This window comes from Sandarakinorhabdus cyanobacteriorum (assembly GCF_002251755.1).
GTDB classification, from domain to species: domain Bacteria; phylum Pseudomonadota; class Alphaproteobacteria; order Sphingomonadales; family Sphingomonadaceae; genus Sandarakinorhabdus; species Sandarakinorhabdus cyanobacteriorum.
The window spans coordinates 121,593-132,608 of sequence record NZ_NOXT01000124.1; the positions used below are offsets into that span (position 1 = coordinate 121,593).

Below are 11,016 nucleotides of genomic sequence, written 5' to 3' on the forward strand. Positions count from 1 at the left end.
CAGAATGGAATCAACGCCATGCTCACCCGTACCACGGCGCCGGCCAAACCGGCGGAAGTTGAAAAGAAGTGGCTGCTGATCGATGCCGAAGGGCTCGTGGTCGGCCGTCTCGCCACCATCATCGCCAACCGCCTGCGCGGCAAGCACAAGGCCAGCTTCACCCCGCACGTCGATTGCGGTGACAATGTCATCGTCATCAACGCCGACAAGGTGCGCTTCACCGGCAAGAAGGCGACCGACAAAGTTTATTATCGCCACACCGGCCACCCGGGCGGCATCAAGGAAACCACCCCGGCCAAGGTGCTGGAAGGCCGTTTCCCGGAGCGCGTGATCATCAAGGCCGTGGAGCGCATGGTGCCCCGTGGTCCGCTCGGCCGCCAGCAGATGCGCAACCTGCGCGTCTTTGCCGGCACCGAGCATCCGCATGCCGCGCAGCAGCCGGAAGTGCTCGACGTCAAGTCGATGAACCGCAAGAACACCACGATCGCTGGTTGAGGAATTAACAGATGACCGACAATCGCCAGTCCCTGTCCGACCTCGCCGGCCTCGAAGCCGAAGCTCCGGTCAACAACAACGCCCCGGCCCCCCTGCGTGAGCAGGAGCTTGACGCCTATGGCCGCGCCTATGCCACCGGCAAGCGCAAGAACGCCATCGCCCGCGTCTGGCTGAAGCCCGGCACCGGCAAGATCACCGTCAACGGCCGTGATCAGACCGTCTATTTCGCCCGCCCCTCGCTGCGTCTGGTCATCAACCAGCCGTTCGACGTGGCCGAGCGCCGCGACCAGTATGACGTTGTCGCCACCGTGGTCGGCGGGGGCCTGTCGGGCCAGGCCGGCGCCGTGAAGCACGGCATCGCCCAGGCGCTGACCAAGTATGAACCCGCCCTGCGCACCCCGGTGAAGCAGGCCGGCTTCCTGACCCGCGACCCGCGCGTTGTCGAACGCAAGAAGTACGGCAAGGCCAAGGCCCGCCGCAGCTTCCAGTTCAGCAAGCGCTGATCAGGGCTGCCCGGCCTGCCGGGCGGTTCCCCACCGAATCACGCCGGTGCAGCCCCGCTGCGCCGGCGTTTTTCGTTGCGGCAGCCGAATTGCCGTATCCGGCGGGCGGCCGCAGCGAGGGCATTTTTTGCAAATTTCCCAATCCGTTAAGAAAGTCCGGCCTTCGTAGCAGAGACTGCAATTTTCCTTTTGTATTTTTAGTGAATTGTTTACAAAATGCTTTGACGACCTGCCCCCGGCTGCGCTGTGAAGCCTCCAACACTTCAGGAAGAGGCTTGTCATGGCTCGCATGTTTGTTGCGCTGGCGAGCGCCGCGCTGCTGTCCACACCGGCGCTGGCCATCCAGCACGTCGTCACGCTGAACGGCACGGTTGCCGGCGAAGCCGCTGACCAACGCTATGAATTCGCAGGTGATTTCCTGCAAACCCATTATGGTCTGACCACCGGTGTAAGCCCCGGCAGCTTCGGCCCGACCTATCTGCCGCCGCTGGAACGGGCCGTGGCCGAAGTGCGCACGCCGGGCACCGGCCGTACCCGCGGCTTTCACCGCCCCACCGCCGCGACCGGCACCCCGGTGGCCGATGGTGGCAGCGGCGTGACCCAGGCGTTGACCAATGTCGCCCCTATCGCCCGCACGGCCGGCGCTGGCACCGGCGAGGTCAACCGCCCCTGGGTGGATGATCAGGCCATCGCCTTCATCCTCAGCCGCACCGGCACCACCGTCACCTACAGCATGGTCAACGGTGCGGTGGGTCAGCCGGATGATGCCTGGAGCTTCTCGGCCGCGTCCGTCTCCGAAATCAATGCCTTGCAATTCCGCCTGCGGTCGGCCGGCAGCAACAGCATCACCCTGTCGGATGTCGTGCTCACCCAGGGCAGCAGCGTCACCAACCTGGGCTGCTCGGCACCAGGCACCTGTGGCACTGGTCTCACCGGGGCCTTCACCGCCAGCGCTGGCGACGTGCACATCAGCCTGTTTGATCGCCTGACCGGCGATTTCACACTCCCCGGCAAATGGCAGTTCGATCTGTCGCCCAGCCGCAGCAGCAACAACGCCCAGATCAAGCTGCTCAGCGTGCCGGTCACGGGGGGCATCCCCGAACCGTCGAGCTGGGCCATGTTGATCGCCGGCTTTGGCCTGATCGGTGCCAGCCTGCGCCGCCGTCGCCTCCACACCGCCTGAACCACACAGGCTGGGACAGATTGAGCCATCTGCCCTAAACTGGCAGCATGGCGCGCTGGACCGAAATCGCCGAACCCCATGATCTGGCCCCTTGGCAGCGCCCGCTGCGGCCGCCACCCGAAGGGCTGGCGCCATTGCTTGCTGCCGGCGTGCAGGCCGCCGCCGGGTCGCCGCTGCCCTTTGGCCGGATGATCGATGCCGATGGCCGGCCCGATGGCGTGTGGCGCCACCCCGATGGCCGGCTGACCGTTGCCTGCACCACGCCCATGCCCGGAGTCACCGCGGCCATGTGGGATTGGTGGTTCGGCTGGCACAGCCTGTCGAGCGCACGCTATCGCCTGTGGCACCCGGACGCGCATCGCCGGTCCCGCCTGGCCGAAGACCGTCGCCGCCTGCCGCCTGGCCGCGCCCGCTATGTCGGGAATGTCAGCGCCGTCGATGAATATATCGGCACGCAGATGACCCGGCTTGCCATCGCGTTCGTGCCGCCGGCCGAATTCGGGTTCGACAGCAGCCGGATCGATGCGCTGGGCACCGCCATCTGCGCCCATGTCAGCCTGCGTGATCTGGGGCTGGAGCAAGGGCAGTTGGTCCATCTGATCGTTGACGATGCCGGCGGCTGCACCATGCACAGCCGCTTCCTGCTCGGCCAGTTTCGCCATCGCCTGCCGCTGCTGGCCAGCCTCTGCAACCGACCAGCGGTGCGCCGACGCCTGGTCAGCGATGCCATCGGCCTTGCGCTGTTGCGCCATTGTGCGGAGGAAATGCATCATCTGGCGGGTCTGCTGCCCGCCCTGCACGCCCGCTTTGGCGCCGATTGACCATGATGCCGGCCGCCATCGCCTATTGCCATGGCCAGCCGGGCGGCCCGGCCGAGTGGCAGGCCAATGCGCCGGCCGGTCTGATGGCCTTTGTGCCGGATCGCAACACCCCGGCCACGCCCACCGCCCTGGCCGCCAGCATCGCGGCGCACACGGCCGGGCCGATCACCCTCATCGGCTTTTCGCTGGGGGTACCGATGGCGCTTGCCGTGGCGGCAGAGCTGGGGGAACGGGTCGAGCAGGTGCACCTGATTGCGCCGGCGGCCCCTTTGGCGCTGGGCGATTTCCTGCCGCACATGGCCGGCGGCGCGCTGTTCCGCCTGGCACGGGATCGGCCGGCGCTGTTCGGCCTGGTGGCCCGGGCCCAGGGGCTGGCCGCCCGCTTCGCGCCGGGATTCCTGTTTGACCGGCTGTTTGCCACCGCCAGCGGCAACGACCGGCAGTTGCGCCATGATCCGGCCTTTCGCGCCGCCATGGCCGCCGTGCTGCGCGGCGGGCTGGGCCAGGGCACGGCCGGCTTCATCGCCGAGGTGCGCACCTATGCCAGCGGCGCGACGCCGCCAGTGGGCCCGATCACCGCCCCCATCCACATCTGGCAGGGCTGCGCAGACAGCTGGACCCCGCCCGCCATGGCGCAGGCGCTCGCCGCCAGCCTGACCGGCAACGTCACCCTCACCCTGCTGCCGGGCTGCGGCCATTATGGCACGTTGCGCGCGGCGCTGGCCCGGCTTGCCGGTTAAAGCCCGGCTTGGCTGCGGCCAAGGCGCGCCGGGCTTTTCGCGTGGCGCTGCAACTGGCATAGGGCGCGCATGATCCGTGCCCTTCTTGCCGCGCTGGCCCTGCTGCTCGCGCCTGTTTCCGCCACTGCCCAGGCGGTGAGTGACCAGCCCCACACCCGTGTGGAGCTGCTGGCCGCCAGCCGCACCCCCGCCGCCGGCCAGATGCTGGATGTCGGCATCGAGCTGACGCCGCGCGCCGGCTGGCACACTTATTGGAAGAACCCCGGCGATGCCGGCGCCCCCACCCGCGTGGCGTGGACGCTGCCCGGCACCACGCCGGCGCCGGCCGATCTCAACTATCCGGTGCCCGGCACGCTGGTCGTCTCCGGCCTGATGAACCATGTCTATGAAAAGGCCAATGTGCTCACCACCCGCATCGCCGTGCCGGCCGGGCTGGCGGCGGGCACGGCCTTTCCGGTGCAGGTGCAGGTCGATTGGCTGGTGTGCAGCCATGAACAATGCGTGCCGGAATCGGCGACCCTCAGCCTGCCGCTGGTGATCGGCGATGGCGCCGCCGATGCCGCCATGGGCCCACGCCTGGTCGCGGCCGCGGCCGCCCTGCCCAAGCCGCTGGCGGCTGCCGCCACCTGGGCCAAACAGGGCAACCGCTTCGTGCTGGCCGTGCCGCTGGCCGGGCTCAACAAGGTGAAATCGGCCTGGTTCTTCCCGGAAGGCGATCTGGTCATCACCCATGTCACCCCGCAGAAGGTGACGATTGCGGGCGATGCCCTGCGCATCGAAACCGATGCCGCAACGCCCGGCCCGGAAGGCGATGTGGCCGGTGTGCTGCGCGTCGACATGGCGGGCGAAGCGCCCATCGGCTTTGCCATCACGGCCAAGCCCGGCACGGTGCCGGCCGCCGGCACCCCGCTGGGCAGCGGCGGTGATGATGCCGGCGCGGGCGGCGGCGGTGGCGAGCCCGGCCTCGCCCTCGTGCTGCTCGGTGCGGTGCTGGGCGGCCTCATCCTCAATGTCATGCCCTGCGTGTTCCCCATCCTGTCGTTGAAGGCGCTGGCGCTGGCGCGCGGCAATGTCGATGCTGCCAAGGCGCGCGGCGAGGCGCTGGCCTATACCGCAGGCGTCGTGCTGGTGGTCACCGCATTGGGCGGCGTCGTACTCGCCCTGCGCGCCGCCGGCAGCCAGGTGGGCTGGGCCTTCCAGCTTCAGGATCCGCGCGTGATCGCCTTCCTGCTGCTGTTGGTCACCGGTATCGCGCTCAATCTCGCTGGCCTGTTCGAAATCACCCTGTCCACCGGCAATCTGGGGCAGGACAAGGCGCGCGAAGGCGGCCTGTCGGGCAGCTTCTTCACCGGCGCGCTCGCCGCGTTCGTGGCCACCCCCTGCACCGGCCCGTTCATGGCTGGCGCGCTCGGCGCCGCGCTCGTACTGCCCACAGTGCAGGCCTTGTCGGTCTTTGCCGGGCTGGGCTTTGGCCTTGCCCTGCCCTTCCTCTTGATCGGCTTTGTGCCGGCCCTGCGCAAGCGGTTGCCCAAGCCCGGCGCCTGGATGGTGCGGCTGCGCGCCATCCTGTCCGTGCCGATGTTCCTCACCGCGCTGGCACTCGCCTGGGTGCTGGGCCAGCAGGTGGGCGTGAATGGCATGGCCATCGGGCTGGCCGGCACGCTCGGCTTCGGCCTGTTCCTGTGGTGGTTGGGCGCGCGTCAGCATGGCGGCAAATCCCTCGCCATCCCCGGCGTGCTCAGCCTCGCCACCCTGGTCGCCGCCGTGCTGCTGGTCCCCACCACCGCGCCGGCCGGGGCCAGCAGCAGCACCACCGCCGCCAGCGAATTGAATGCGGTGAAATTCACCCCCGCTGCGCTGGCCGAACTGCGCTCCCAGGGCAAGCCGGTGTTCCTGTTCATGACCGCGGATTGGTGCCTCACCTGCAAGGTCAACGAAAAGGGCGCCATGGCCCAGCCACAAGTCGCCGAAGCCTTCAAGGCCAAGGGCATCACCGTGATGGAAGGCGACTGGACCCGTTCCGATCCCGCCATCTCGGCCTGGCTGGCCGAACACAAGCGCGCCGGCGTGCCGGTCTATGTCTATTATGACGCGCAAGGCGGCGAAACCGAGCTGCCGCAGATCCTCACCGCCGACATGCTGACCAGCCTGAAGGCCTGATGCCGATGCGCGCCGCCGTCATCGCCGTCGCCCTGATCGCGGCACCCGCCATTGCCCAACCGGTCAACGGCCTGCCTGCCCCCGATTTCACCGCCACCGATGCCAACGGCAAGCGCGTGTCCCTCAGCGATTTCCGCGGCAAGACGGTGGTGCAGGAATGGACCAACAGCGGCTGCCCCTTCGTGCGCGCCCATTATGACAGCGGCACCATGCAGGCCCGCCAACGCGAAGCCCGCGGCCTGGGCGTTGTCTGGCTCAGCATCAACAGCGGCGCCCCCGGCAAGCAGGGCCATGTCGACGGGCCCGGTGCCCGCGCCGAAATCGCCGCCAACCAGGCCGCGCCGACGCACTATTTGCTCGATGGAGACGGCAGGATCGGCCGCCTCTATGCCGCCAAGACGACGCCCCACATGTTCGTCATCCGCTCTGATGGCACGCTCGCCTATCAGGGCGGCATCGACGACAAACCCACCGCCATCGAAGCCGACGCGCGCACGGCCACACCTTGGGCGCTGAACGCCGTGAAGGCCGTGCTGGCGGGCAAGCCGCCCACCCCGGCGGTGACGCGGCCCTATGGCTGCTCGATCAAATATGCGGGCTGAAGAAGGGAAAAACGCCTCCGGCGGCAAGGGGCGAGGCCCCTTGACCCGTTCGTTATCGGGCGGTCCGTTTCCGATGCCTTGATCCTGCCAACCGACGATCCTGGCCCGTCGGATGCGGACACTGTCTGCAACATGGTCCGGATGCTGGACGCGTCGGCCGATCCCAGCGTCGCCCTGCTCGATTGCGCTGAGAACAGCTGTAGAGCTCTGCCTAGATGGGCAGGCAGGCCAGTTCGCTGCCACCAAGGTTGAGATTCAGCTTACACCCGCGTCTTGAACGGGGAGAAATCGGTGCCGGTGTCGAACACGTCCAGGCCCTCAACGCGCTTGAACCAGGCGACGACGGCGTAGGTGACGGGGGTGAGGATGACTTCCCAGGCGACTTTCAGGCCATAGTTGGTGGCGGCGATGAGGGCGACGCGTTCGGGGGGCCAATCGGGTTGGCCGAGGAAGGCCAATGGGTAGAAGATCAGGCTGTCCACGCCCTGGCCCACCACGGTGGAGCCGATGGTGCGGGTCCACAGCATCTTGCCTTTGGTGAGCAGTTTCAGGCGGGCGAGGACGAAGCTGTTGGCGAATTCGCCGGCCCAGAAGGCGGTGATGGAGGCGAGGAAGATGCGCGGGGTCTGGCCGAAGACGGCGGCGAGGGTTTCCTGCCCCGTCCAGCCCGGGGCCGGCGGCATGGCGACGACCACGGCGCACATCAGGGCGGTGAAGGCGGAGGCCGCAAAGCCGACCCAGACGACGCGGCGGGCGCGGGCATAACCATAGACTTCGGTGAGCACATCGCCCAGCACATAGCCCAATGGGAAGAACAATATGCCGGCACCAAAGATGACCGGCTCGCTGCTCCACGGCACCGAAACGGCGGCCTGCTTGCCGGCGCCGATCAGGTTGGAGCAGATGAGGATGACGGCAAAGGCCGCCATGCAGAAATCATAATAGCGCAGCTGGCGGCCCGACAGGCTGGTGGCAGAAACAGCGCGGATGCCATCGCCGGGGATATCGGCATCGTGGAGCAGGGCCTGATCGTCGGGGCTGATCGTCATGCCCGGCACCATAATGGCTTTGGGCCCGAGGGGAAGGGCGCCAAAGTGCGCAGGGGTTTTTGTTCTGTTTTCGTTCTGATTGTGCTATGGCAGATGCATGGGCGAGTCGCTTCCCCTTCGCTGGCTGTATCTGGACCTCAACAGCTATTTCGCCAGTGTTGAGCAGCAGCTGAATCCGCAACTGCGCGGGCGGCCGGTGGTGGTGGCGCCGGTGATGACCGACAGCACCAGCGCGATTGCGGCGAGTTATGAGGCCAAGGCCTTTGGCATCCGCACCGGCACGAAAATCTGGGAAGCCAAGGCCAAGTGCCGCGATGTGGTGATCGTGCCGGGGCGGCATGATGAATATGTGAAATTCCATCACCGCATCGTGGCCGAGGTGGAGCGGCACGTGCCGGTGACGAAAATCTGTTCCATCGACGAGGTGGCGTGCCGGCTGCTGGACAATGAGAACAGTGTGGAGGGCGTGGCAGCGCTGGCCGGCCGGATCAAGGCCGGGCTGGCGGCCAATGTTGGCGAATGCCTGACCGCCAGCATCGGCATCGCCAGCAACCGCCTGCTGGCCAAGATGGCGGCCGACATGAAGAAGCCCGATGGCCTGACCATATTGACGGAGGACGTGCGCGCGGCCCGGCTGGAGCGGCTGCCGCTGTCGGACATTCCGGGCGTGGGGCGGGCGATGGAGCGGCGGCTGGCTGCCCAGGGCCTGGTGACGATGGCGCAGTTGCTGGCAATGCCGCCCGGCGAGGCCCGGCGCATCTGGGGCAATGTGTGGGGCGAGCGGCTGCACTGGCTGCTGCACGGGCACGAGATTGCCGAGGCGGAGCAGGCGCGCAAGACCATCGGGCACAGCCATGTGCTGGGGCCGGAAAAGCGCCCGCAAGCCGTGGCCCGGCTGGTGGCGCGGCGGCTGGCGATGAAGGCGGGCACGCGGCTGCGGCGGGCGAACTGCCGCGCCGGCTGGCTGGGCCTCAATGTGAAAGGTGAGGAACGCGGCACCAAATGGAAGGGTGGCGTGAAGCTGCCCCGCGTGATGGACGGCATCAGTCTGGTGGCGGCGCTGGACGGGCTGTGGGCGCGCATGGCGGTGGAGTTTGGCCCGCGCCGGCTGTTGCAGGTGGGCGTGGTGCTGGCCGATCTGACCGATGCCGATGCCGCCCAGGCCGATCTGTTTGATGCCGATGCGCTGTTGTGTGCGCGCACCGACGCGCGGCGGCAGGCGCTTTCGGCGGCGATGGACAAGGTGAACCAACGCTTTGGCCGGGATGCGGTGACTCTGGGCCATGATGCGCGCGGGGCGACCCGATCGCGCGGGCCGGCAATTGCCTTCACCCGGATTCCGGAGCTGGCCGAATTCAGCGAGTGATCACACCGCGCAGCTGTGGCGTTGCGGCGCCTGCAGATGGGCATCGAAGGCCGAGGCGATGAGGCGGGCATAGGGCCAGCCATCGGGCGTGAGCGCGACATGGCGGCCGTGGAGGCGGACAAGCCCGCGCGCCGCGTGGCCGGCGAGCTGCGCCAGCGCCGGTTCCAGGCTGGGCGGCACATCGGCTTCGCCATCGCAGAGCAGGCGTTCGATGATGGCGGCGCGGCTGCTGTCGTCTTCGTTGACGACGACGCCGCGCCAGCCGGCCAGACCGCCGGCGTTCACCCGGGCCTCCCAGCCCGCCAGATGCTTGTCGTTCTGGACGATGAGGCCGGGGAATTGGCTGCCAGAAAACTGACTTATTGCGGTGGCGCCGAGGCCGATCAGCGCGGTGCCTGCCCCATTGCCCGGCGCTGTGGCATAGCCCTGGAAGTTGCGGATCAGCGTGCCAGCCGCAGCGGCCTGGGCCAGACTGTCATCCGGCAGGGCGAAATGGTCAAAGCCGATGACGGCATAGCCGGCCTGCCGGAACAGGCGGTTGGCCGTGCTGCTCATGGCAAAGCGGGCGGCCGGGCCGGGCAGATCGAGATCGGTGATCATGCGCTGGCGCGGGATGGCCGACGGCATATGGGCATAGCCGAACACCGCGACGCGCGAGGGTTGCAGGGCGATGGCCTGATCGATGGTTTCGGTGAGATCGACGACGCTCTGGCCGGGCAGGCCGTACATGAGATCGAAATTGATCGCGTCGATGCCAGCGGCGCGGAACTGCGCCACGGCATCGGCAATCATCGCGAACGGCTGGATGCGGTTGATCAGTTTCTGCACATGCGGCGCGAAGGTCTGCACGCCCAGGCTGATGCGGTTCACGCCAGCGGCGGCCAGCTGCTCGGCATCGCCGGGGCGGATGGCCCTGGGATCAAGCTCCATGGCGATCTCCGCATCGTCGGCCACGGCGAACTGGCGGCGCAGCTCGGCAATGATGCGCGCCAGCACCGGGGCGGCCAGCGCATTGGGGCTGCCGCCGCCGAAGTTGATGGCGGTAACGCGCCCACGGCAGAGGCTGGCCACCGTGGCAATCTCGATCAGCAGCGCCTTTTCATAGCGCCGCAGCCGATCATTCGCCGCCACCCCGGTGTTGCAGCCACAATACCAGCAGATCTGCCGGCAAAACGGGATGTGCAGATACAGCGCAATCGGCGCATCAGGCGCGATGGCGGCCAGCGCGCGGGCCTGATCGGCGGCGGTGACGCCCTCGTGAAACTGCGCCGCCGTGGGGTAGCTGGTGTAACGCGGAACGGTGCGCGCGGCGAGATCGGGATGGAAGATCGGCATTGGGTGGTTTTAAGCGCGGACGGGGGCGTGGGCGTTGATCTGGATCAAAGTTCTGGGGGCGAGAAAGGGGCCTCCGGCGGGCAGGGGCGAGGCCCCTGCACCCGTTCGTTTTTGGGCGCTGCTCAGCAGCGGATTTGGGGTGGGAAGCGGAATGACGGCTTGTAAGGTCAAAGCAAGCCAAAGCTGACTTTAACCAAACTGCATCGAATGCAGATATCGCGACAGATCGCGCAAATGCACACCCCAATGGGCTTGGAAGAGCACTCGAAAATGCCAATGAGCATCGTCGCAACCTATGTGCTCGAAGCGCCAAAGAACTTCCTCAAGATCGCGGACGATGTCTACGATGTCGTCAATTGCATCACCAAGAAAGGCGCTGCCAGACGTTGCAGCAGGGTTAGCTGCACCGTAGTAGCCAAAATCAGGAAAGCGAGCGCTGATATCTGCGTACGCCACGCGGGCCGGTGGCGGGTCCTCGGCTTGCTCGTCAGGCATTCCCAGCGGTGTGTCATAGTAAGTGACCGCCAACTCATCCAAGGATTTTGCCAGGGCGTCGGCCGTCGGATCGATTGCTGCTGTCGCTAGATCAATAAAGCGTCGAGCGGCAATAATGTTAGCGGGGTCCATACCCCCTTTTACCGTCACTCGACCTATCGCGCCATGCGCTCGATTGCCTTCTTTTGAGTTACCGAGATCCACGCTTGAGAGTCCGCAATTGGGGCGATTGTGTTGAAAAACCCGGCGCTGAGACAGGCGCTGGCG

Annotated in this window: 11 protein-coding genes; 8 read left to right on the forward strand and 3 right to left on the reverse strand. The window is 67.1% G+C overall.

The features are described 5' to 3' along the window. The first annotated feature begins 18 nt into the window (after positions 1-18). The 7 genes from rplM to CHU93_RS15575 all read left to right on the forward strand — a co-directional run bounded on the left by rplM (position 19) and on the right by CHU93_RS15575 (position 6,504). Complete coding sequence (rplM, locus tag CHU93_RS15545) at positions 19-495, forward strand: 50S ribosomal protein L13 (protein ID WP_086117119.1); 477 nt, start codon at positions 19-21, stop codon at positions 493-495. A gap of 11 nt (positions 496-506) precedes the next feature. Continuing rightward, on the forward strand, positions 507-998 hold the full coding sequence (rpsI, locus tag CHU93_RS15550; protein ID WP_086117118.1) for a 30S ribosomal protein S9: 492 nt from the start codon (positions 507-509) through the stop codon (positions 996-998). 280 nt (positions 999-1,278) lie between these two features. Beyond that, positions 1,279-2,181: a PEPxxWA-CTERM sorting domain-containing protein gene (locus tag CHU93_RS18060; protein ID WP_094475053.1), complete on the forward strand. Its 903-nt coding sequence runs from the start codon at positions 1,279-1,281 to the stop codon at positions 2,179-2,181. 47 nt (positions 2,182-2,228) lie between these two features. Further along, positions 2,229-3,002, forward strand: coding sequence for a DAPG hydrolase family protein (locus CHU93_RS15560; protein ID WP_094475054.1), 774 nt, complete (start codon positions 2,229-2,231; stop codon positions 3,000-3,002). Between the two features lie 2 nt (positions 3,003-3,004). Beyond that, the gene (locus CHU93_RS15565; protein WP_094475055.1) at positions 3,005-3,742 is read left to right on the forward strand and encodes an alpha/beta fold hydrolase; all 738 of its coding nucleotides are present in this window, start codon (positions 3,005-3,007) and stop codon (positions 3,740-3,742) included. Positions 3,743-3,811: 69 nt separating this feature from the next. After that, complete coding sequence (locus CHU93_RS15570) at positions 3,812-5,902, forward strand: protein-disulfide reductase DsbD family protein (protein WP_094475056.1); 2,091 nt, start codon at positions 3,812-3,814, stop codon at positions 5,900-5,902. Then, positions 5,902-6,504 carry a thioredoxin family protein gene (locus tag CHU93_RS15575; RefSeq protein ID WP_094475057.1) on the forward strand — a complete coding sequence of 201 codons (603 nt, stop codon included), beginning with the start codon at positions 5,902-5,904 and terminating at the stop codon, positions 6,502-6,504. Before CHU93_RS15570 ends, CHU93_RS15575 begins: the two co-directional genes overlap by 1 nt. A 260-nt stretch (positions 6,505-6,764) precedes the next feature. On the opposite strand, the gene CHU93_RS15580 is transcribed toward CHU93_RS15575, so the two are convergent. Beyond that, positions 6,765-7,553 carry a queuosine precursor transporter gene (locus CHU93_RS15580; RefSeq protein ID WP_243375722.1) on the reverse strand — a complete coding sequence of 263 codons (789 nt, stop codon included), beginning with the start codon at positions 7,551-7,553 and terminating at the stop codon, positions 6,765-6,767. Positions 7,554-7,650: 97 nt separating this feature from the next. Here CHU93_RS15580 and CHU93_RS15585 point away from each other — a divergent pair, with 97 nt between their 5' ends. Further along, positions 7,651-8,919 (forward strand): Y-family DNA polymerase, encoded by a 1,269-nt coding sequence (locus tag CHU93_RS15585; protein WP_094475059.1) that lies wholly within the window; start codon positions 7,651-7,653, stop codon positions 8,917-8,919. Here the strand turns inward: CHU93_RS15585 and hemN are convergent, their stop codons facing one another. Both hemN and CHU93_RS15595 read right to left on the reverse strand, forming a co-directional pair. Further along, on the reverse strand, positions 8,920-10,254 hold the full coding sequence (gene hemN, locus CHU93_RS15590) for an oxygen-independent coproporphyrinogen III oxidase (RefSeq protein ID WP_094475060.1): 1,335 nt from the start codon (positions 10,252-10,254) through the stop codon (positions 8,920-8,922). It lies immediately after the preceding gene. Between the two features lie 189 nt (positions 10,255-10,443). Next, on the reverse strand, positions 10,444-11,016 hold a 573-nt coding region (locus CHU93_RS15595; protein WP_207759296.1), incomplete at its 5' end, for a hypothetical protein.